We start from the raw sequence: 21,556 nt of genomic DNA, 5'->3' as shown, positions 1-21,556 counted from the left end.
TAGTTCCTCTGGCGTTTGGCTCATGGCGGCCGTGCAAGGGCGCGCCGGCCGCAGTATCGACACAACCAGCCTGGCGCTCAAAGAACAGAATCTCGACTGGGGTGTTGCCGAAATGGCAGCACTGAAGTTGGCCTTGAAGTCAGGAAGTACGCGGCGTCCGAGGGTGCTCTTCACGTTCGCGCAGAGCGATTTCTTCGGCGAACAAGTGCGCCATCGATTCCACTGCCGTGGGCAAGTCCCTTCCCTTGCGGGCATACAAGCCCAGGTCGCTGAATATCCCGCCCTGATCATTCAGAGGGATATGCAGTAACTCACCCCTGGCCAGATCGACCTCGACGCCAATCCGTGTCTGGAACGCGACACCCAATTGCTGGCGTGCGAGCTGGCGCGCCAATTCCATGGAATTGCTTTGCAGCAGGGGCGTATGGACGATGTTCGAGCGTTTGTGCAACGGAGCGATCAGGTGATGGATTGATAGCTCGCTGTTGGCCTGGATCACCCCATGTTCGGCGCACAAGGCGTAGCTGACGCTGGTGTGCAAGGCCAGTGGGTGACCGGGCGCAACCAGGGCCCCGAGACGGAAGTGACCTACGCACAACTGGGTGGTTTCTGCGCTGTGCGGCAGGGCAAACGCCAGTCCGAGATCGGCCTGGCCGTTGATTACCGCCGCTGGAATCGACTGGGAACCCTGCACCGTCACGCCGACGGTCACCGCCGGATAACGCTGGCGCATGCGCTTGAGCACCGCAGGCAGCAACTCCACCGTCGCGCCTTCTACCGTGGCGATCTCTACATGGCCGGTTTGTAAGGCGTTCAAACCTTCCAGCTCACCGCGTACCCGCTCCACATCCTGCAACACCAGGCCGACGTGACGGGTCAGGATCTCCCCGGCAGCCGTCAGGCGCAGGCCGCCGGGCAGCCGTTCGAACAGGGCTGCGCCTACTTCGTCTTCCAGTTTGAGGATCTGTCGGTTCACGGCCGACGAGGCAACATTGAGTCGTCGCGCCGCCTCACGGATCGAATGGCAGCGACGAACCATGTCGAAGTAGCAGATGGCCGGGGAATGGATGCGAAGAGTCCGGTTGAGCATTTTTTTCAGGTCCTGGTGGGTCCCGCTTCAAGCCACGGGGCACGGCGGCTGAATGGATTTTTGTAACCCGGTTGATGGGTTGTTTGTGAAAATGATTGTATACAACTCTATGGACATCCAATCTTTCTATTGCATACAGTGAGCGCACAACAAAAACAGAGACCCCCTCACCATGACTATCCCGAAGGTGTCACCGCAACGGCCAGAAGATGAGAATCTCGGCGTCGCTGCCAACATGGCTTACGGCCTGCAGCATGTGCTTACCATGTACGGCGGCATCGTGGCCGTGCCGTTGATTGTGGGGCAGGCAGCCGGTTTATCGCCCGCCGATATCGGTCTTTTGATCGCCGCTTCGTTGTTCGCCGGAGGCTTGGCCACGTTGCTGCAAACCTTGGGCCTGCCGTTTTTTGGCTGCCAGTTACCGCTGGTGCAAGGCGTGTCTTTTGCCGGTGTGGCAACCATGGTGGCGATTGTCGGCAGTGAGGGCGCGGGCGGTGTGCCAGCGATCCTTGGGGCGGTGATGGCGGCGTCGCTGATTGGCTTGTTGATCACCCCGGTTTTCTCACGAATTACCAAGTTTTTCCCGCCTTTGGTGACCGGTATCGTGATCACCACCATCGGCCTGACCCTGATGCCGGTCGCGGCACGTTGGGCCATGGGCGGCAACAGCCGTGCCGAAGATTTCGGCAGCATGTCGAACATCGGCCTGGCGGCAATTACCCTGGTGCTGGTGTTGTTGCTGAGCAAAATCGGCAGCGCGACCATCTCGCGGCTGTCAATCCTGTTGGCGATGGTGATCGGTACGTTGGTCGCGGTTTTCCTGGGGATGGCTGACTTTTCCAGCGTGACTCAGGGGCCAATGTTTGGCTTCCCCACGCCGTTCCATTTCGGCATGCCGACCTTCCATGTGGCTGCGATCATCTCCATGTGCATCGTGGTGATGGTGACGCTGGTAGAGACCTCGGCCGATATTCTGGCGGTGGGCGAGATCATCGACACCAAAGTCGACTCCAAGCGCCTGGGCAACGGCCTGCGTGCCGACATGCTGTCGAGCATGTTTGCACCGATCTTCGGCTCGTTCACCCAAAGCGCCTTCGCCCAGAACGTCGGCCTTGTGGCGGTCACTGGGGTCAAGAGTCGTTTTGTGGTGGCCACGGGTGGGCTGTTTCTGGTGATTCTTGGCTTGCTGCCGTTCATGGGACGCGTGATTGCGGCGGTACCGACTTCGGTGCTGGGCGGCGCCGGGATCGTGCTGTTCGGGACCGTCGCGGCCAGTGGCATCCGCACGCTGTCCAAGGTCGACTACCGCAACAATATGAACCTGATCATCGTCGCCACTTCCATCGGGTTCGGCATGATCCCCATCGCCGCGCCGAGCTTCTATGATCAGTTCCCTAGCTGGTTTGCCACGATTTTTCACTCGGGGATCAGCTCGTCAGCGATCATGGCGATTCTGCTGAACCTGGCGTTCAACCACTTCACGGCGGGCAACTCCGATCAGCAGTCGGTGTTTGTCGCCGGCACTGAACGCAGCCTGTGCTTCCAGGATGTAGCTGCGCTGCGGGATGGAGATTATTTCCGGGGTGGCAAGCTGTTTGATGCCGAGGGGACGGAGATTCCAGTGGTGGCCGAGGAACCGAAGAAGGCCTCCGTACCAGGCAGGCCCGAGACCAGCGAAGCCTAGGCAAGATCCAGAATTCCACCGTAGCAGTTGTCGAGCGACAGCGAGGCTATGTCAGCGGTATGCCAGGCCGGCCGCTAACGCAGCCTCGCTGGCGCTCGACAGCTGTTACGGGGTGTCCCGCTGGTGTTATTGCTTGAGCACACTTCATCCAGAAACTTCACCACCGTCCCCATGCACGCCTGGCGCTCTTCAACGTGGGGCATGTGGCTGGAGTCTTCGAACAGCGCCCAGCGCACATCCTGAATCTCATCCAGAAACGGCTTTACCACCAACGGTGTAGCCTCGTCATGGCGCCCGGAAATTACCAGGGTTGGTACATCGATCCTCGACAGCCGGCCAATGCTTTTCCAATCCTTCAGACTGCCAATCACATGAAACTCGGTCGGGCCGCTCATGGCGTGATACACCGTCGGGTCCGCGCCTACCAGGGCGAAGGTACGCGCCACTTCTTCCGGCCACGGGTTTACCCGACATACATGCTGATCATAGAAAATCCGCGATGCGGCAAGGTATTCGGGGTCCTGGCAGGTTCCGGCGTGTTCATGCCTGCTCAGGGTTTCATGCACGCCTTCAGGCAACAATTTGCGCAGGCGGTTGGCTTCGGCTACCCAGGTGCGCATGCAGGTCGGCGAGTTGGCCGGGATAAACGCTCGCAGGCCTTTGGGCTGGCGTATCGCGTGTTCACTGCCGAGCATGCCACCCCAGGATTGCCCGAGAATTGCGTAGTTGTCGCTGATTTGCAGGTGATCCAACAGGCTGTCCAGCTCCTCCAGGAACAGCTCCACTGTCCAGAACGAAGAGGCCGCACCCGGCAGGTGGGTTGAACGGCCGTTGCCCAACTGATCATAGTGAATCACCGCATGCCGGCTGGCGGCGATGTCCATGAAGGCGTCCACATAGTCGTGGGTGCAACCCGGGCCGCCATGGATAATGACCAACGGTGTCTTGCCGCTGCCAAGGTCGCCGGTCACTCGGTACCAGGTCTGGTAGTCGCGAAAGGCCATAAAGCCTTCGCGGATCTGTTCGATGAATTCCATCGCGTGCCCTGTCATTAAAAATGGTCAGCCACACGATAGTCTGCACAAAAAGTTTAAGTAACTAGCAAAACAGCTAGGTTTTCCTTCGGATCACTCGCCAGATAATCGGTTATGTCCGCTGCATGTTTGCGCTTTCTGCCTGTCGCCAAGAACAGCATTCAAAGCAGCCTGTCAGTAGTCTTGGAAGCTCTGACCTTTGACCATTTCATCTGCCCACCCCGGCTGCCGCTCGAATTCCTCGAACAGCTCGAAAATGGTCGACTTGACCTTCTGCACGGCGTTGCTTTCTACAACCGTGTCATGCCAGCACAGTGAAAGTTCGCGCTTGAACAGTCGATGATCGATCCTGGCCAGCTTGAGCCTGTGTTGCTCAAGCTCAACATGGGCCGCGGCCCACGGCAGGATCGTGACGCCGAGTTGCGCCTTGACGGCTGAGAACAACAGGTCGGTGGAATTGGCTTCGAATTCAACCTCGCATTTCAGGCCGGCCTCCTGCAGTGCAAATTCGACCCGACTGCGAATCGTGTTCGGAGCACAGGGCAGCACTAGCGGCATCTTCGCCAATGCCTCAATCGACACCGGTTCATCCGTCAATGAAAATTCCGGCCACGCTACCAAGTACAGCGTTTCGGTTAACAGCCGCCGCAAAGCGATGCCCTTGGTTTCGACCACATCGACATTCACCGCCAGTGCCACTCGCCCTACCGTGATCAGACGTCCGAGCTCGGCGCTCGGAGAATCGATCAATTCCAACTTGATACCCGGATAACGGCTGCGAATCGTGCGCGCGAGCGGAATTGCCAGCATGCGCGCCGTACTCGACGGCATGCCGACCGAAACTTTGCCTTGGGGGAATTCGGCGTCCTGGCGCAGCAGTGCGTGGGTGCCGTCGGCCTGGCGCAGCAGTTCGATGGCATGCCGATAAAGCGTTTGCCCAGCCGCTGTGGCAACAACGCCATGCACACTGCGCTCGAGCAGTTGCATGCCCATGTCCTGCTCCAGGTTGCGCATCTGCTGGCTGATGGCTGGCTGTGCAATATGCAGCGTTTCACTGGCGCGGGTGATGTTCCCGCACTCGACCACCTTGATGAAATACCGCAACTGCCGCAGATCCATGTTTACCCTCTAGAGCCATATGATTTTCCGATGAAAGTAGAGGAATATCATATTTGAAGGATATGAGATACGGCGCCTAGACTCGTCTCACAAACGAAGCGCCACCGGTCGTCAAAGGCGAGCAGGGCTTCAAAGGCCTTGGCGCAATGGCCCGTATTCAACCCTTCAATGGACAATCCTATGCAAGCTTTGCAGGGCGTTAAAATCGTCGACCTGAGTCGCGCACTGTCGGGGCCGTTCTGCACCATGGTGCTGGCAGACCTCGGTGCCGATGTGATCAAGATCGAGCCCGGTCCGACTGGCGATATGAGCCGCACCTGGGGGCCCTTCGACCGAGGCGTGAGCACCTACTATTTATCGTGTAACCGCAACAAGCGCGGCATGTGCATTGACTTGCGCAGTCCCGAAGGGTTGACCACCATCGAGCAGCTGATCGATGACGCCGACGTCGTCATCGAGAATTTCAAACCTGGAACGCTGGACAGCATGGGGCTCGGTTATGAGGTGCTCAGCGCCCGCAATCCGCGACTGGTAATGGGCAGTATTAACGCCTTTGGCGCCGACGGGCCGATGAGCAGTTGGCCGGGCTTCGACCAGATCGCCCAAGGCTACTCGGGGCTGATGAGCCTGACCGGTTTCGTCGATGGCGATCCGACACGCACCGGCACCGCTATCGGCGATTTGACTTCGGGCATGTGGTTGGTGACAGCGGTGCTGGCCGCGCTGCTCGAGCGTGAGCGCACCGGGCGCGGCCAACATGTCAGCACGTCGCTGCTGGCCAGTCTGGTCGGGTTGCTGAGTGTGCACGGTCAACGCTACCTCAGCCTGGGGGATGTGCCGCGCCGCACCGGCAACGCCCATTCGGTGATTGCACCTTACGGCGTGTTCCAGACAAAGGATGGCCCACTCAATCTGGCGCCGATTACCTCGGCCATGTGGGGGCGTTTGTGCGTACTGCTCGATTTGCCCGAGTTGCCGGACGATCCGCGCTTTGCCACCAATGAAGCGAGGGTCGAACGTCGTGACGAGTTGAGAGAAATTCTGGAATGTCGTTTGAAAACCCGCAGCAAACGCGAGTGGACCTCGCTGTTCGTCGATGCAGGACTACCCGCCGGCCCGATCAACACACTCGATGAGGTCTTCGACGACCCGCAGGTACTGCACAGCCAACTGACCGAGACACTCATGCACCCGACACTTGGCGCACTGCGTCAGGTAGTGACCCCGGTGTTTTGCGCCACTGACAGCGTTGTCAGCCGCCCACCGCCACTGCTTGGCGAACACACCGTCGAAGTATTGCGCGAAGCCGGTTTCGACGCCGCATCAATCAACGCACTGCTCGCCGCCAAAATAGTGTTCCAGAACTCCGATGACATGACCGGCGCGCAATCGACAGGAGCCGCACAATGAATCCAGCCTCTTGCACAACAGTGACCGTCAACCGGGTCGATGAACGCATCGCGCGGCTGGTCTTCAGCAATCCCACACACCGCAATGCACTCAGCGCGCAACTGCTGACGGCGCTCGACGAAAGTCTCGTCGCCTTGGCATCACAACGCATCCCGGTGGTGATCCTCGGCAGTGAAGTCGGCCAATCCGTGTGGAGTGCCGGCCACGATATCCGCGAACTGCAACACGACCGCGACCCGATTGCCTATGGCAAACCGCTCGAACAGGTATTGCGCCGCATCCGCGCCTACCCCGGCGTGGTGATTGCCCTGGTGTCCGGCTCGGTGTGGGGCGGCGCGGTGGATCTGGTAATGAGTTGTGACTTGGTCGTCGCGGACCGCAGTGCAAGCTTTGCCATGACTGCGGTGAACATTGGTTTGCCATACACCACCAGTGGATTGCTGCGCTTTTTCAACAATTTGCCGATTCATGTGTTGAAGGAGATGTTTTTCACTGCACAAAAGCTCGATGCGCAGCGGGCGGAACGGTTTGGCCTGGTCAACCGACTGGTCGACACCGATGTGCTGGAAGCGACCGCGCTGGAGCTGGCACACGGCATCGCCAGCAAAGCGCCGCTAGCCGTTGCGGCGGTCAAGGAACAGCTGCGTATCCTCGAAGACCTGCAACCGATGCCGGTGCAGGCGATGGAGCAAATTGCCGAGCTGCGCCGACAAGCCTGCGAAAGTGCTGACTTTGGCGAAGGACTGGCAGCCTTTGCCGAGCGCCGGCCAGCAGCATTTAATGGCAATTAGCACGACAGATTTGAACGCTTCTGTGTTTGTACGACCGACTTTTCGTTTTGGCACGCTCGGCCTGACGTGAGTCGATTGCTAAATATCCCGAAACAATAATAACAAGGACGGTACCTGCGGGGCCGTCCGAATGCGGGGAGTCAGATTGAAATGAATAATGAAACTCTGTCGATTTTGGTTCTAGTGGTCATTTTTGCTATCGCCAGCGTGTTGCCGATCAACATGGGCGCGCTGGCGTTCGCAGCGGCCTTTATCGTCGGCTCGGTGATAATGGACATGACATCGGCGACCATCTTCGCCGGCTTTCCCAGTGACTTGTTCCTGACTTTGGTCGGTGTCACCTATTTGTTCGGCATCGCCCAGAACAACGGCACCATCGACTGGCTGATCGAACGGGCAGTGTTGATGGTGCGAGGTCATGTCGCCTGGATACCCTGGGTGATGTTCGTGGTGGCGGCGCTGCTCACTGGTTTCGGTGCGCTGAGCCCTGCGGTGGCAGCGATCCTGGCGCCTATTGCTCTTAACTTCGCCGTGCAATACCGCATCAACCCGGTGCTTATGGGACTGATGGTGATCCACGGCGCTCAAGGTGGCAGTTTCTCTCCAGTGAGTATTTTCGGTGGCATAACCAATCAGATCGTTGCGTCCTCCGGGCTGCCTTATGCACCGTTCACTCTGTTCATCACCAGCCTGCTGTTCAACCTGGGGATTGCCATGGTGGTATTCGTAGTCTTCGGTGGATTGCGTAGCGCTCGCCTGTCATTGGCGGTGGTCCCGTCCGGTCCCGTGTTGCATGCTGGCGGTGCATCGCTGGCGATCCTTGGCCACGGCGGTACGCCGGCGTCCCCTGCTTATCATCGTGCTGACCTGACAGGTACCGGTGCGCCGCTGCATACCCTCAGCGGCCTGGACGGGGCCAAGCTGTCGACGCTGGTCGGGCTGTTGGCCCTGGCGATCTCGGCATTAGTGTTCAAGTTCAATATCGGGTTGGTGGCCATGACGGTCTCGGTTGTCCTGGCCATGTTCGCGCCCAAAGCGCAGAAGGGGGCCATTGACAAGGTCAGTTGGTCGACTGTTCTGCTGGTCACCGGGATCATCACTTACATCGGCGTGATGCAGACGATCGGTACCATCGACTATGTCGCCCATGGCATCTCCGGCTTGGGTGAACCGCTGCTGGTCGCTTTGCTGCTGTGCTTCACTGCCGCAATTATCTCCTCCTTCGCTTCGTCCACGGCGTTGCTAGGGGTGATCATTCCCCTGGCCGTGCCATTCTTGAGCCAGGGCCATATCAGTGCAGTCGGCGTGGTCGCGGCTATCGCCATTTCCACCACCATCGTCGACACCAGCCCGTTCTCCACCAATGGTGCGCTGGTGATTGCCAATACTCCCCCGCAGGAACGAGAAAAAGTGTTGCGCAGCCTGCTGGTCTACAGCGCGGTGGTTGCCCTGGTGGGGCCCTGTGTTGCCTGGTTGACCCTGGTGGTGCCAGGGGTGCTCTGAGCTATCGGGTCAGGCCCTGATCAGCCGGAGGGACTCAATTTTCCGATTGGTCTCGGATCTTTCTTGGCATTTGCTCGCGTTGTGTCGCTTTTTAAGCTTGCTGAAACGTTTCACCAAGTTTATAAAACTGGCACAACTCCAAGAAAGGCTGCTGCCATGACCCCGCTCAAACTCTTTGTTGCCCTTAGCGCACTGTCCGCTGCCTCCCACGCCATGGCCTGGGATTACGTTCTGCTCGACACCGACAGAGCCGCCCAGAACTGGCAGATCACCAGCCAGCAACTCGGCATAAAAACCGACAAACCCTTCAGCGTTACCCTGCGCACCTTGCACGGCGGTCGGCAGGAGGGCGTCAGCATCGTCGACATCGATAACGGCACGATGAAGCTCTCGGTAGTGCCGACTCGCGGAATGAACGTCTTGCAGGCCTCGGTCGGCAATGTACGCATGGGCTGGGATTCGCCGGTCAAGGAGGTGGTCAACCCGTCCTTCATCGAACTCAATGGTCGCGGTGGTCTGGGCTGGTTGGAAGGTTTCAACGAGTTGGTCACCCGCTGCGGATACGAATGGGTCGGCCACCCCGGCGTCGACAACGGCGAACTGCTGACCCTGCACGGTCGGGCGGCCAACATTCCTGCGAACAAAGTCACCCTGCACATCGATGAGAAACCACCGTACGCCATCACCTTGCGCGGTGAACTGAAAGAGCAGGCTTTCAAGAAGGTCGACTTCTCCGTCGCGACCGAACTGGTCACCGAACCTGGCAGCGTAGTGTTCGCCCTCAACGACACCCTAGCCAACAACGGCGACTACCCGAAGGAATACCAGGCGCTGTATCACAGTAACTTCAGCACCCCGTTCCTGGAGCAGGGCGCTCGTTTCGCCGCGCCGGTGAAACAGGTGTCGCCGTTCAACGACAAGGCCAAGGGCGATCTGCCCGACTGGCAAACCTATCGCGCACCGACCAAGGACTACGACGAAACGGTTTACAACGTAGTGCCGTATGCCGATGCCAAGGGCGATACGTTGACCGTGTTGCATAACAAGGCCGGCAGCCTGGGCGTTTCGGTCGGCTTCAATACTCAGACACTGCCCGTGTTTTCCCTGTGGAAAAACACCGATACCCAAGGCCAGGGCTATGTCACGGGGCTGGAGCCGGGGACAAGTTTTTCCTACAACCGTCGTTATCAGCGGCCACTGAACCTGGTACCAACAATTGGGCCGAAGGAACACAAGCAGTTCCGCATCAGCTACAGCTTGCTGGCGGATAAGGCGGCTGTGGATAAGGCCTTGAAGCAGGTGAGCGAGATCCAGGGTGGGCGGGAGACTGAGGTGCGGCAGACGCCGTTGGTTGATCTGACCAAGGGGTGACACCGGCTAGAGCATTGTCGGCCGATATTGCAGCCCCTCGGCCAAATGTTTGCGTCTGATCCCGTCGGCTTGTTCAAGGTCCGCCAGCGTGCGCGACCTTGAGCAGTCGATGGGCTGCTCGCAACGGCTGGCAGACGGATTCCAGTCTGTTTTGTCGGCCGTGGGTAGGTGTCTAGCCTGCTATTCGTATCGAGAATCTGCATTGACGACTCGATAGGCCAACGATGGGGTAGTTGCCGAATGAGGTCAGTCACTCCCGGCCATTGGGTTGGACTTACCGGAAACCGATGGAATGCCAAAACGAAAAAAACCGCCATAAGGCGGGTTTTTCGGGGGTTTCAGAGATTTTGAAAGCCTTCTCTGGAACCTTGTCTGGCACGACCTGGACTCGAATGAAAACTTAAGTACCTGTTTTACAATAAATTCATGCTGATTTCTAAAGTCTCTATCCCTACGATTATCCTAATCAAGACAGCATTTTATGCGAGTTTTTTCAGTGCCTCATGAGGGCGGCAGCGGCAACAGTAGAAAGTTGGCAACCTAACGTTAGGCCTATTTCACTGAGGAGAATGCAGCGCTGTGAAACGGCTGGCTGCTTGTGGCCGATTCCAGTGGGTAGTTCATAGGTGCGCAACCTGAGCGCTGTCTTATGAAGAAGTACTAATTTATGATGCCGCATTGATAAATTTGGAAACAGCACCATGAGTACACGTTCCGACCTCCTGACCAGCGCTGAGATTCTGTTGCGTACCAAGGGCTACGCAGCCTTCAGCTATGCCGATCTGGCGGAAGACATCGGTATCAAGAAGGCGAGTATTCACCACCACTTTCCCACCAAAGAAAGTCTGGCGATTGCCATCGTTGAGAGTTATCTGTTCCGGTTCAAGAATCAGCTGGAATGCATCAATGATGAAAATACCGGCATTATCGATCGGCTCAATGCCTTCGCCTTGATGTTCGCGCAAAGCAGTAAAAATGCGATGCTTCCGCTCTGCGGTGCCTTGGCGGCGGAGTTGCTGGCTTTGCCTGAAAGCCTAAAGGAAATGACGCGGGACTTTTTCGAAATCCATCTCAATTGGCTTCAGGCCAATATCGCACTGGGCCAAGCGGCAGGGGAACTCAAAGCTGAGCTGGATGGCGTGAAGGTTGCCAGGTTCATCTTGAATACGTTGGAAGGTGGCAGCTTTGTATCTTGGGCGCTGAACGACAATTACGAACAGTCTTCTGGATTTGATTTCATTTTAGATGGACTTCGGGTTACCGAAACGCATCACTGAGGTTCGATCAGCTTTTTTCTGCGTCATAAAACGACCGATTCTGCCACTGCTGGCTCGGTCCGTTTTCCCGCCTCGTAAGTGGTTTCAGCCGCTTAGCTCACACTCTCTGAATTCTTTTTGCGCGCACTCAATCTGACGAGCGTACGTCTAGTCTCGCGTTTGGGTTGCGGATACCTACCCATTTCTACACTTTCGGTGTGTGACCAAAAGTACAAGATTAAGTAGCAATCACTGCATTGTTATCGCAGTTATCCCTATTCAGGAAAAAAACGCTGTTTAAGCTGTTTTTTCGGTGGTTGGTTTTAAGAAGAATAATTTCTTGATCGACAACCTACTAGTTGGTAGTCTTGTTTCTCTTCCGGGCCAAACGCCCGGTCCATCCGAAGAGGAACGAACACATGAGCAACAACCTGAATGGTATCGATGTCGCCGCACTCCAGCAGTTTGCCCAAGGCGTTGCTGAGGATGCGACCAAGCGCCACGCGAGCTTCAACGTCAAGACTCAGTGGAAAGGCCAGACTCGCTCTGTGGCCAAAGTCAACCGCTACAGTCTGGCCGGTGAAACCTACTCGCGGGATTTCGAAATCGTCGCCGATGAGCCTAATGAGTTGCTGGGCCAAAACACTGCGCCTAACCCTCAAGAGCTGCTGATGGCCGCTCTCAACGCCTGCATGTCGGTCGGTTATGCCGCCAATGCCGCGATGATGGGGATCAAGATTCACAGCCTGGAAATCGAGACTGACGGCACCCTCGACCTGCGTGGCTTCCTGGGAATCGACGAAAGCGTCAACCCGGGCTACGACGAAGTGAGTGTAGTGATTCGCCTGCATACCGACGCCTCCCGTGAGCGTGTTGAAGAGTTGCACAACGTGGTGCTCAAAACCTCTGTCAACTACGCCAACTTTTCGAAAGCTATCCGTATGGTGCCGACCCTCGAAGTGCGTGAGGGCGGATTCGCCTGTTTCAAACCTAGCGTGCACCGGTAGGCGGCTAGCTGCCCTGGTGCCGACCCTTACGAAATCTGGATAACCGGAGTCTGCAATGAACGTTTTTTTTAAAGGCAAAAAACTGTTGGTCGTCGGCGGTACCAGTGGCATGGGCCTGGAAACGGCACGCATGGTGCTAAAGGCAGGCGGCAGCGTAGTGCTCACCGGCAGCAAGCAAGACAAGGCTGATGCGGTGCGTAACGAGCTTAGCCCGCTGGGCCCTGTGTCGGTGATCGTCGCCAACCTGATGACTGAAGAGGGCATGAATTTCGTTCGTAAGGAAATCAATGCCAACCATAGCGATATCAGCCTGATGGTGAACTCCGCCGGGATCTTTATTCCCAAGCCGTTCACCGAGCACGATGAGGCCGAGTACGACATGTACCTGTCGCTCAACCGCGCGACCTTCTTCATCACTCAGGCCGTGGTCAAGAACATGCTGGCCGCCAAGCTTGAAGGGGCAATTGTCAACGTCGGCTCCATCGGTGCACAGGCCGCATTGGCAGGTTCGCCGGCCTCTGCCTACTCCATGGCAAAGGCAGGTTTGCATGCGCTGACACGCAATCTGGCAATTGAGTTGGCTCACTCGGGTATTCGGGTCAACGCTGTCTCGCCAGGGATCGTTCACACCTCGATCTATGAAGGGTTCATGGACAAAGAGGCGATCCCGGAAGCGATGAAGTCGCTGAACGATTTCCACCCGTTGGGACGAGTCGGCGTTCCCGAAGACGTCGCCAACACCATCCTGTTCCTGCTGTCGGACAAGACGTCCTGGGTGACCGGTGCAATCTGGGACGTGGATGCTGGAATTATGGCTGTTCGGGCCTGACCACAGTGGCGAGCGCGGCCTGATGAAAGCTCCCTCCGCGGGAGCTTTCACGCCTTCACTCAGTACAAGTGAAAGAAGGCTGAATGCTGGCTGCAGGAGTCTTCAATGTCGATCACGACAAAAGCAGCGCTGTTGAAAGTCGCGGAAACCCAAATGCGCTCCAAGGGCTATTCCGCGTTCAGTTATGCCGATCTTGCGGCGCAGATCGGTATTAGAAAAGCCAGTATTCACCATCACTTCCCGACCAAGGAAAGCCTGGGCGCGGAGCTGATCAAGGACTACATCAAACGCTTCGATGCGACCCTCAGTTCGATCGAAGAAATGAATACCAATCCGTTGCTGCGGCTTCGTGGTTTTGCCCGGCTTTTCATCATCAGCGCCAACGAGGGGCTGCTGCCCTTGTGTGGCGCCCTGGCGGCAGAAATGGCGGCACTGCCGCTGTCGCTGCAAGGGCTCACTCGGGTGTTCTTTGAGAGCCAGCTCGATTGGCTTCAGGCCACCCTCAATGACGGGGTCCGGCAGCGCAACTGGTCGCTCGACAAACCCGTTGAGACCTACGCGTTCATGCTGCTGAGCAGCCTGGAGGGTGCGAGCCTTATCGATTGGACATTGGGCCGATCAACCGACCCGTTGGCAGGCTTCGATCATTTGCTTGAAACGCTGGTAACGCGGTCTTAATTTCTTTGAGTACAGGACGAGTCATGCAAACTTCTTCGAAAAAATATGCAGTGGATATCTGGTCTGATTTTGTTTGCCCTTGGTGCTGGGTAGCCAAGCGTCGATTCGAGCAGGCGCTCGATAAATTTGCTGAAAAAGATAATGTACAAGTCAACGTCAGGGCCTATCGCCTGGCGGCGAATCACGCGCCAGAGCCTATGATCGCTGCCCTTAAACGCAAGCTCGGCAATCCGGATTCCGCTGTCGCGATGATGAACACCGTCAGTAAATATGGTCGGGCCGATGGGCTTGATTACCGCTTTGACAGCATGCTGTTTGGCGATACTGCAGATGCCCATGTACTGGTCAAGGCGGTTGCGAACGAAGCCGTTAAAAAACGCTTGGTCGAGGCGTTGTATGAGCAAAGCACCTCCCATGGTCAGTCGCTGTTTGATCGCGGCAGCCTGGAGGCCATAGCCAAGACCGCAGGCGTTTCGAACGCGTTAATCCAACGGGCGTGGTCATCCGTTGAATTGCGCGAAGAGATGGAGGAAGACGAACATATCGCCGCGCAACTAGGTTCGGGCGTGCCTTTGTTTGTATTCGATAATGCCTTCTCATTGTCCGGTGCTCAGCCTGAGGCTGCTTTTCTTGAAGCGCTGAACAAGATGCAGGAGAAGTCGAAAGTCGAAGATGACGCATTCAGCAGTCAAGTCTGCGGCGTAGATGGCTGCAAAATTTGATCAGCAGAAGCGGTGCGGCACTGGGTTGTGCCGCCCTTCATCCATATTGAGAGCGAGATCCAAATGAGCCGTATCGTTGAGTTGAGTGCTCAGCAGTTCGCCCGCTTTGTGGCCAAAGGCAGCAGCGTTGTGCTGTTTTCAGCGTCCTGGTGCAAGCCTTGTCAGGAGATGAAACCGGTGTTTCATGCCTTGGAAGAAAAGCTTCACTCCCTGGCGGCTTTTGCAAAGATTGATGTGGCGGTGTCTCCGACGATCGCGCAAATGTACGGTATCCGGGCGGTGCCATCCTTGGCGGTGTTCCATGAGGGGCGGCTGCTGCGGGTCATGCCCGGATCCCGTTCAGTTGGAACAATGAAAAAAGCCATTCTTGCGGAGTTGGAAGAGGCGATTTAACCGAACCTCCTCCATCAGCGGTCAGGCTGATCAGCCTGGCGTTCTTTTTCATCCCTCGGGTGTGGATTTGCCCCGGACCAGTTATCGATGGGATGAGCGCGGTCTTCGTTGAAGATTTCCGTTAACAGCGCGTTGGCCCGTTTGTAGGCGTCATACTTGAACTCGGTATCATCCACAGGCTGCGCGGCCATTTCTTCCAGCATCTCCAGGTTCAGGCGACGGAATCGATCCGCTCGTTCGCGGGCTTTGCAGCGACCAATGCCCAGTTGCTCCAATGCCCTGCGGCCCAAGGACAATGCGAAAGCAGGGGCGAGGGGCAGCGTTGAAGGCACCGTGGACAGCCACAGGCGTCAGCCAGCGCATCTGGCAGTAGGTCGCGGTCGCATGCAGGGGTTGGGCAAGCACCGAAAACCCGGGGGGCACCCATGTCGAACTGGTCGTGCTCGCCACCGGTGGTCACGGCCCACAACAAGCTCTTACCTTTGAGCGCGGTGGCGCCTTTGCCATAGGCCCCCCTTGGGTGAAGACTTTATCGATCCACAATTTCAGCAGCGGCGGGCAGCAGTACCAGTACAGCGGATGTTGCAGGACCAGCAACTCTGCCTGTTCGAGGGCTTGCTGCTCGGCTTGGACATCGACGTTGAAATCCGGGTGCAGGTCATAAAGGGAGCGTATGACCACATCCGGGTTATTGGAGGTTTGCCTGAGCATCACCTGGTTAACCCTGGATTTGTCGGGGTAAGGGTGAGCATAAATGATCAGAATCATTGGGAACATTCCACGATAAATCGCGTGTTCAATCACAACGCAAAAACTCCCTGGTCGTTGGACATGAGAATGCCCACCGACCAGAGAGTCATTTTTTTTGGGGGGGTGAACCCTTTTTATTTACCTGCTTGAAGTTTCAATACGTCCTGAGCAGTCACGGGTTTGCCAGCGATTCCCCAATCTCCGCTTTTGACCTCTTCGAAGATGACCCAGGTGAGGGCGCGCATGTTTTCACCTTCCACAGACACCATGGCGTCCGTTACTTTCTGGATGACTTCGGCTTTCTGCTGGTCGGTAAAAACGCCTTCAATGCCCTTGATGGTAACGAGTGGCATGGTGTGCTCCTTGACGTCTGAAGTGGACAGTGATGAAACAGCGAGTAATCAGGCTTTGGCTGCAACGTATTCCGGGTAGTCGGTGTAACCCTTGGCAATGCGATCGCTGACACCGTAGTAAGTCGCGCGATCACCCTCTGCCAATGGCCAGCCGTGCTGCATGCGCTCTACCAGGTCAGGGTTGGCGATGTAGGCCGTACCGAAGGCGATCAAGTCGAGTTCACCTTTGGTCAGTTCCGACTCAGCGAGGGCTTGGGTGAACCCACCGGCAGCCATCAAGGTGCCTTTGTAGGCTTCACGGAACGCAGCGCTGAAACCAGGCGGCGTTTGCGCGGCGATGATGGTCGGTTGGTAGTTCAGGTGGACGTAGGCCAGTTCGCGTTCATTAAGCGCTGCCGCCATGCTCATCCAGGTTTCTGCTTCACCTTCGTACACACCAAAGTCATACAGGCGGCCAAACGGCGAGAACCGTACGCCAATCTTCGAGCCACCGATTTCGGCAGCAATCGCGTCAATGGTTTCCAGCAGAAAGCGCTGGCGATTGGCGATAGAGCCACCGTACTGGTCGGTGCGGGTGTTCAAGGCGCTGCTGAGGAACTGATCGAACAGGAACCCGTTGGCAGCCATGATTTCGATACCGTCAAAACCGGCCTCCATCGCCATACGCGCAGACTTCACAAAGTCAGCGATGACACGTTTCACTTCTTCCGTTTCCAGCGAACGGGGCACGCTGGGTTGCACAGCGCCGGATTCACCAGGCTCGATCCAGGCATACACCGTGGTATCGACCGCCGGCTGAGTACCCGAAGAAACCGGAACCATGCCGTGCACCGAAATATGGGACATACGGCCAACGTGCCATAACTGCGCGAAGATCTTCCCGCCCTTGGCATGCACCGCGTCGGTGACCTGACGCCAGCCTGGCAAGTGTTCGTCGGCATAAATACCTGGGGTGTACAGGTAGCCGCGGGCTTCGTCGGAAATCGGCAGGCCTTCGGTGATCAGCAGACCAGCAGAAGCACGCTGTGCGTAATACAGCGCGGTGAACTCGTTAGGGATGTTGTCTAGTGTCCGGGTGCGGGTCATGGGGGCCATAACGACCCGGTTTTTTAGCGCAGTACCGGACAGATCGTAAGGGGTGAACAGCTTATTCATGATTAGTCTCGAAGTCGTTAACAGGTTGAAAGTTAGCGTTTGATTTACGACTTATCGAATGCGTCCAGCACATGTGTGCTGTACACCAACGCGGCACCGGCGTTCATGTTGATTGCCACGCCCAGTGCTTCGGCGACTTCTTCACTGGTGACGCCAAGTTTCTTGGCTTCGGCGGCGTGGAAGGCGATGCAACCGTCGCAGCGGGTGGTCACGGCCACGGCGAGCGAAATCAGTTCGCGGGTCTTCGCGTCCAGGTAATTGGTCTTGCCGCCGGCAGCGCCGAGCGCCGCCATGCCTTTCATTGTTTCCGGAGACAGGCCGTTTAGTTCTACCAAACGAGTATTGATGTCTTTGCGGGTTTGCTTCCAATCTTGCATGGGATTCTCACAGGGATGGTGTTAATTACAGTTATCTAAAAACTTGCTAATAAGCTACCATCCAGTTGGTAGGCATACAATGTGTTCGTGCTGATTTTCACTATCAACGCAATCGAAGGTATTGATAATTTGGTCCCGAACAATAGAAAATCGCTTCATGGGGATGACGATTACTGGACTGTTGATTGTCAGCACCGCTTGCTGTCAGGCATCGTCGAGACGCTCACATACTGATCGTCGCGGAGCGCCGTCATGGTTCGATTCACACTGGACAACCGGTTTTGCGCGGTGGCGATGCCGATATCGCACTTATTCAACTTGCTGACGCAGATGTCCGGCGTAGTCCAGCAAGGTCTGCCGATCAATTTGTCGCGCATCGTTAAACCCTGGTCCATTCTCCGAGCGACACCACCGAACAAACGCCTACCAGCGATCACTGTGCGCCTGCACCGTGCCGTAATGCCCGCCGCCAAATAGATCGCACAACGCCTGGGGCCCGGCATAACTCAGTTGCCGGCTACAGCCAAAATTGCGTCTATCTCGCCTGCCCGCTGGTGCCATGATCGAACTCCTCTCGAAGCCAAACCTTTGAAACTTTCCCCACGTCATCCCGCCAAGGATGTTGAGTGTTATCAGGGATCAAGGTCCCTGCGACCTGTGGGGGTTGTCCACTAACGCGGGACTGGCGGCTCCTCACGACCGGGAGCTTGGGCATCTCATGATCTGGCCTCCTGAACACTTCCGAAGAAGTGGGCGGGTGGAGGCTGCGCTGGCTGACGAGACCAATGCCGCGAGATCCTGAGTCGGGTGAAGGCAGCGAGGCAATGACCGGGGCATGCCTGACTGTCAGTCAGGTGCAGTCCATTCCGTGGGCTGCGGCACCATCATTTGCATCGCTGTTGCCGGTGACTTCGGTGTTTGTCACGCCGATTGTCACGAGGGGAATGCCGCAAAGCCTTGTATGAGGTGGGCTGCAGCAGTGGTAGGAGCGCCCGTCTCTTTCCGGGAGAAAGAGACGGGCGCAGGTTGGCGCAATAAAATGGCCAAGCGGATAGGTTGCTGCAGGGCAGTTGGGTAGGGGGATGTATTTGCCGCAATGGCAATGATCTGAAGTGGGCATCCATCACTCGGTGAGTGACCGTGCGAGCCGCCGGACGCTAATCGCACTTTGGGAGAGCCGCCACGGCGTGGCGTAGCCTTAAAGGTTCTGGCTACCTGGGTTGCTGTCAACGACAGCGCTTTGCCCGACCTTTTCTACGCCTGTGGAGAATTCGGGTCAAGGCTCGAATTTTCGGGAGTTCTGCGGCTGTGGATGAAATTATCCACTAATGGAAATCAGTGGTTTTCCACAGACGATTGCGTGGGCTTTAGATTTTTTAAGTGAGGTCCATCCAAACAGGGCGGCTTTGCAGCCCTGTTTGGATGGACCCACGTGGACAAGCGGATCACTGAGATATGAGGACCGAGCGCTTACTCAGTTGCGCCACGTTTTGCTTTTAGGCGAGTGACATTCGCACCCGTCTGATTGGCGAATTCGCGTGGGCTAACATGCTTCTGCTGATTAGTCTCAAGGTAGCGACTCCACCAGTTCATGATCAGCCTGCGCTCCTCGATGAACTCGGCCTTGTGGATGTAAGCGGCGCGGACGTTGTTGCGTTCCTTGTGGCTCATCTGCCGCTCGATGGCTGTGTCCGTCCGCAAACCTGACTCGATCAGTGCGCTGCAGGCCATCGAACGAAACCCATGCCCACAGATCTCGGATTTGGTGTCGTACCCCATCTTCCGAAGCGCGCTGTTCACCGTATTTCCCAGACGCCACGTTTGAGGTCGAACTCGCTCCAGCGGGCGAAGCGCAGCTCGCTGGAGCGGACAAGCACGTGCAGTGACAGCAAGACCGTCAGTCGGGTAAGTGCGCGGCCTTTATAGGTGTCGATCCGTTCCTGCAACTCAGGTAAGCGCGATAAGGATAAGGCGGGGCGGTGGATGACCCGCGAGGCTTTGATCGAGCCTACGAGGTCGTAAGCAGGGTTTACGGTGATAAGCCGGAGGCGCTTTGCCTCGCGCATGATGCTCAGCAGGTAGTTTTGTACCCTTAAAGCAATGTCTATCGTTCCGCGCTTCTTAATCGCGTCCAGGGGCCGCATAAGGTCGTGGGTATCAAGGTCGACAATGGCGCGGGTGCCGATCAGCGGGAAGAGGTGAGTTTTGAGGCGACTCATCACTGTCTTGGAATAGTCCGGTGCCCACTTGGCTGACATTTCCGTGTGCCAGCCGAGGGCAACGCTTTCAAAGGTGCGGCCTTTGATCAGAGCGTCCGTCTTGGCTTGGTTCTTGGCTCCTATAGGGTCAATGCCATCCGCCAGCATTCGCTTGACCTCCAACCGCTTGCGGCGCGCATTCGCGAGGCCAACGATGGGGTAGTTGCCAAATGAGGTCAGTCCTTCCCGGCCATCAGGTTTGACGTATCTGAGACGCCAGCCTTTGCGGCCATTGGGTTGGACTAGAAGGTAAAGGCCGTCGCCGTCGAAAAGCTTGTAGGCGCGGTCTGTGGGCTTGGCCGAACGGCAAGCGGCGTCGAAGAGTGGAGTAGTGGTGCGCGACATAAGGGTACTCCCTTTTATCGAACTGGTACTTACCGGAATCCGACAGAACGCCAAAACGAAAAAACCCGCCATAAGGCGGGTTTTTCGGGGGTTTCAGAGATTTTGAAAGCCTTCTCTGGAACCTTGTCTGGCTCCACGACCTGGACTCGAACCAGGGACCCAATGATTAACAGTCATTTGCTCTACCAACTGAGCTATCGCGGAATGCGCCGTATCTTACTGATAGGAAAGGATAAGTCAATTGTTTAATGCGTTTTTGCGTCTGCGCATCACGCAGGCGCCTCGTTTACTTTGTGCAAGTAAGACGTGAATAGGTTGGCGGGTCCAGCAGAATGCCCGGGGTCATGAACGTCGAGCAATTGAATACGCGACCCTTGGCGGTAGTGGCTTTGTAGGTCAGCTCCGTGCCGCCCAGGAAGTCTTCCTTGCCTTTGGTGACGGGGCCCATGGTCAGCTCGTCAGTCGAGGCCAGGCCAATCGCCTCGGCAGTGACTTTGTGCATTTGCAATACATTGGGGTTAGTCGAGCAACCTGCCAGTGCAGCCGCCAGGAGCAGCAAGGTGGGGGCAGCCATAAACGTTTTGTTCATGCCGAATCTTCCTTAATCGTGTTTCACACAAGTTCTCAGCGATTCTGGAAAAACGCGCTTCAGAGAACGTAAGCCAGAGAGGTAGAACCAACCCTTGAGCCGGCTAACTGGAGTGTTTTATTTCAGCATGGCTCCCAGGGGGGGCATATAGGTCAAGTGTGCTATAGGCGTCAGTCGGGATTCATGGCGGGGACAGCTCCCAAGCCAGCATGACCCGCGCGATTGCCGCATCGATGACTTCGTGATTCACGCCATCCCTGGCAAGAATGGAAATACCCTGCAGGAAGCTGTCGAACACGGTGGCCAGGGCCTGGGCATGGAGATGGGCGGGAAGCTCCCCGGCGTCGATGCCGCGCTCGACACACGCCACGATCCCGGCACGAGTGCGGGCCCTTGACTCGTTCAGGGCGGCGCTCACATGGGCATTTTCCGGTGAGGGGGCGCTCATCCCGCCCAAAGCCACCATGCAGCCTTTGGGGTGGCCGTCTTCGCACTGCATGCGCGCCGATTGGCGCAAGGCGGTTTCAATCGCTTGCCGGGGCGGCAGGGTTTCATCCCACAGGCATTCGGTGACTTGGGCATACGTGTCCAGGTAACGCTGCACGCACTCCTGGAACAGCGCGTCCTTGGAGCCAAAGGCTGCATAAAAGCTCGGTGCAGAAATTCCCCCGCCCAAGCGTGCCTTCAAATGACTCAAGGACGTGGCGTCGTAACCATGCTCCCAGAACAGGTGCAAGGCCTGTTCGATGGCCTGATCACGGTCGAAGTTGCGGGGGCGGCCCATCTGCGCCATGACGAATTCCTCTGAGTGATGACTTAAATACTATTCGATACATAAGTCG

20 protein-coding genes, 1 tRNA gene and 4 pseudogenes are annotated in these 21,556 nt (G+C 56.9%); 12 read left to right on the top strand and 13 right to left on the bottom strand.

Translation table 11 applies throughout. The features are described from left to right. Positions 1-139 precede the first annotated feature (139 nt). Positions 140-1,090 (bottom strand): LysR family transcriptional regulator, encoded by a 951-nt coding sequence (locus OQ460_RS16070; RefSeq protein ID WP_410018399.1) that lies wholly within the window; start codon positions 1,088-1,090, stop codon positions 140-142. Positions 1,091-1,262: 172 nt separating this feature from the next. Between OQ460_RS16070 and OQ460_RS16065 the strand changes: the two genes are divergently transcribed. Continuing rightward, positions 1,263-2,774: a nucleobase:cation symporter-2 family protein gene (locus tag OQ460_RS16065; protein ID WP_410018398.1), complete on the top strand. Its 1,512-nt coding sequence runs from the start codon at positions 1,263-1,265 to the stop codon at positions 2,772-2,774. A gap of 74 nt (positions 2,775-2,848) precedes the next feature. On the opposite strand, the gene OQ460_RS16060 is transcribed toward OQ460_RS16065, so the two are convergent. Together OQ460_RS16060 and OQ460_RS16055 are read right to left on the bottom strand one after the other, a co-directional pair. Next, positions 2,849-3,811 (bottom strand): proline iminopeptidase-family hydrolase, encoded by a 963-nt coding sequence (locus OQ460_RS16060; RefSeq protein WP_410018397.1) that lies wholly within the window; start codon positions 3,809-3,811, stop codon positions 2,849-2,851. 171 nt (positions 3,812-3,982) lie between these two features. Then, complete coding sequence (locus OQ460_RS16055) at positions 3,983-4,927, bottom strand: LysR substrate-binding domain-containing protein (RefSeq protein ID WP_410018396.1); 945 nt, start codon at positions 4,925-4,927, stop codon at positions 3,983-3,985. 180 nt (positions 4,928-5,107) lie between these two features. Here OQ460_RS16055 and OQ460_RS16050 point away from each other — a divergent pair, with 180 nt between their 5' ends. The 10 genes from OQ460_RS16050 to OQ460_RS16005 all read left to right on the top strand — a co-directional run bounded on the left by OQ460_RS16050 (position 5,108) and on the right by OQ460_RS16005 (position 14,887). Continuing rightward, positions 5,108-6,337: a CaiB/BaiF CoA transferase family protein gene (locus OQ460_RS16050; RefSeq protein WP_410018395.1), complete on the top strand. Its 1,230-nt coding sequence runs from the start codon at positions 5,108-5,110 to the stop codon at positions 6,335-6,337. Further along, a complete protein-coding gene (gene scpB, locus OQ460_RS16045) occupies positions 6,334-7,128 on the top strand; it encodes a methylmalonyl-CoA decarboxylase (protein WP_410018394.1) in 795 nt (264 codons plus the stop codon). The genes OQ460_RS16050 and scpB overlap by 4 nt, the downstream gene beginning before the upstream one ends. Before the next feature lie 150 nt (positions 7,129-7,278). Further along, positions 7,279-8,631, top strand: a complete 1,353-nt coding sequence (locus OQ460_RS16040) for an SLC13 family permease (protein WP_410018393.1) — start codon at positions 7,279-7,281, stop codon at positions 8,629-8,631. Between the two features lie 156 nt (positions 8,632-8,787). Beyond that, positions 8,788-10,002, top strand: coding sequence for an aldose 1-epimerase family protein (locus OQ460_RS16035; RefSeq protein WP_410018392.1), 1,215 nt, complete (start codon positions 8,788-8,790; stop codon positions 10,000-10,002). Positions 10,003-10,703: 701 nt separating this feature from the next. Then, complete coding sequence (locus OQ460_RS16030) at positions 10,704-11,279, top strand: TetR/AcrR family transcriptional regulator (protein ID WP_104910642.1); 576 nt, start codon at positions 10,704-10,706, stop codon at positions 11,277-11,279. 398 nt (positions 11,280-11,677) lie between these two features. Beyond that, complete coding sequence (locus OQ460_RS16025; RefSeq protein ID WP_410018391.1) at positions 11,678-12,265, top strand: OsmC family protein; 588 nt, start codon at positions 11,678-11,680, stop codon at positions 12,263-12,265. Positions 12,266-12,320: 55 nt separating this feature from the next. After that, positions 12,321-13,094 carry an SDR family NAD(P)-dependent oxidoreductase gene (locus OQ460_RS16020; protein WP_410018390.1) on the top strand — a complete coding sequence of 258 codons (774 nt, stop codon included), beginning with the start codon at positions 12,321-12,323 and terminating at the stop codon, positions 13,092-13,094. A gap of 105 nt (positions 13,095-13,199) precedes the next feature. Further along, positions 13,200-13,772: a TetR/AcrR family transcriptional regulator gene (locus OQ460_RS16015; protein ID WP_410018389.1), complete on the top strand. Its 573-nt coding sequence runs from the start codon at positions 13,200-13,202 to the stop codon at positions 13,770-13,772. 23 nt (positions 13,773-13,795) lie between these two features. Further along, the gene (locus OQ460_RS16010; RefSeq protein ID WP_410018388.1) at positions 13,796-14,494 is read left to right on the top strand and encodes a DsbA family oxidoreductase; all 699 of its coding nucleotides are present in this window, start codon (positions 13,796-13,798) and stop codon (positions 14,492-14,494) included. Between the two features lie 63 nt (positions 14,495-14,557). Further along, complete coding sequence (locus tag OQ460_RS16005; RefSeq protein ID WP_095633395.1) at positions 14,558-14,887, top strand: thioredoxin family protein; 330 nt, start codon at positions 14,558-14,560, stop codon at positions 14,885-14,887. 14 nt (positions 14,888-14,901) lie between these two features. Here OQ460_RS16005 and OQ460_RS16000 read toward each other — a convergent pair. The 6 genes and pseudogenes from OQ460_RS16000 to OQ460_RS15975 form a co-directional block, all read right to left on the bottom strand. Continuing rightward, positions 14,902-15,186, bottom strand: a pseudogene (locus OQ460_RS16000) (glutathione-regulated potassium-efflux system protein KefC); the annotation flags it as partial. Positions 15,187-15,199: 13 nt separating this feature from the next. Continuing rightward, a pseudogene (kefF, locus tag OQ460_RS15995) lies at positions 15,200-15,655 on the bottom strand (glutathione-regulated potassium-efflux system oxidoreductase KefF); the annotation flags it as partial. A gap of 116 nt (positions 15,656-15,771) precedes the next feature. Continuing rightward, positions 15,772-15,990, bottom strand: coding sequence for a tautomerase family protein (locus tag OQ460_RS15990; RefSeq protein WP_197865520.1), 219 nt, complete (start codon positions 15,988-15,990; stop codon positions 15,772-15,774). A 48-nt stretch (positions 15,991-16,038) separates the two neighbouring features. Further along, complete coding sequence (locus tag OQ460_RS15985) at positions 16,039-17,145, bottom strand: alkene reductase (RefSeq protein ID WP_410018387.1); 1,107 nt, start codon at positions 17,143-17,145, stop codon at positions 16,039-16,041. A 44-nt stretch (positions 17,146-17,189) separates the two neighbouring features. Then, a complete protein-coding gene (locus OQ460_RS15980; protein WP_410018386.1) occupies positions 17,190-17,522 on the bottom strand; it encodes a carboxymuconolactone decarboxylase family protein in 333 nt (110 codons plus the stop codon). Positions 17,523-17,740: 218 nt separating this feature from the next. Continuing rightward, positions 17,741-18,083, bottom strand: a pseudogene (locus OQ460_RS15975) (integrase); the annotation flags it as partial. 224 nt (positions 18,084-18,307) lie between these two features. Between OQ460_RS15975 and OQ460_RS15970 the strand changes: the two are divergent. Beyond that, complete coding sequence (locus tag OQ460_RS15970; protein WP_410018385.1) at positions 18,308-18,487, top strand: hypothetical protein; 180 nt, start codon at positions 18,308-18,310, stop codon at positions 18,485-18,487. A gap of 505 nt (positions 18,488-18,992) precedes the next feature. On the opposite strand, the pseudogene OQ460_RS15965 reads toward OQ460_RS15970, so the two are convergent. The 4 genes and pseudogenes from OQ460_RS15965 to OQ460_RS15950 all read right to left on the bottom strand — a co-directional run bounded on the left by OQ460_RS15965 (position 18,993) and on the right by OQ460_RS15950 (position 21,507). After that, a pseudogene (locus OQ460_RS15965) lies at positions 18,993-20,125 on the bottom strand (tyrosine-type recombinase/integrase). Between the two features lie 128 nt (positions 20,126-20,253). Next, a tRNA-Asn gene (locus tag OQ460_RS15960) sits at positions 20,254-20,329 on the bottom strand. A gap of 82 nt (positions 20,330-20,411) precedes the next feature. Continuing rightward, positions 20,412-20,714: a hypothetical protein gene (locus OQ460_RS15955; protein WP_410018384.1), complete on the bottom strand. Its 303-nt coding sequence runs from the start codon at positions 20,712-20,714 to the stop codon at positions 20,412-20,414. Between the two features lie 181 nt (positions 20,715-20,895). Next, entirely contained in the window at positions 20,896-21,507 is a 612-nt protein-coding gene (locus OQ460_RS15950) for a TetR/AcrR family transcriptional regulator (RefSeq protein WP_410018383.1), read from the bottom strand. Positions 21,508-21,556: the final 49 nt, after the last annotated feature.

It is taken from the genome of Pseudomonas imrae (assembly GCF_046352735.2).
In the GTDB taxonomy this organism is placed as follows: Bacteria; Pseudomonadota; Gammaproteobacteria; order Pseudomonadales; family Pseudomonadaceae; genus Aquipseudomonas; species Aquipseudomonas imrae.
The sequence above is the reverse complement of the archived record's forward strand: the minus strand, read 5'-3'. Positions and strand labels throughout refer to the sequence as shown.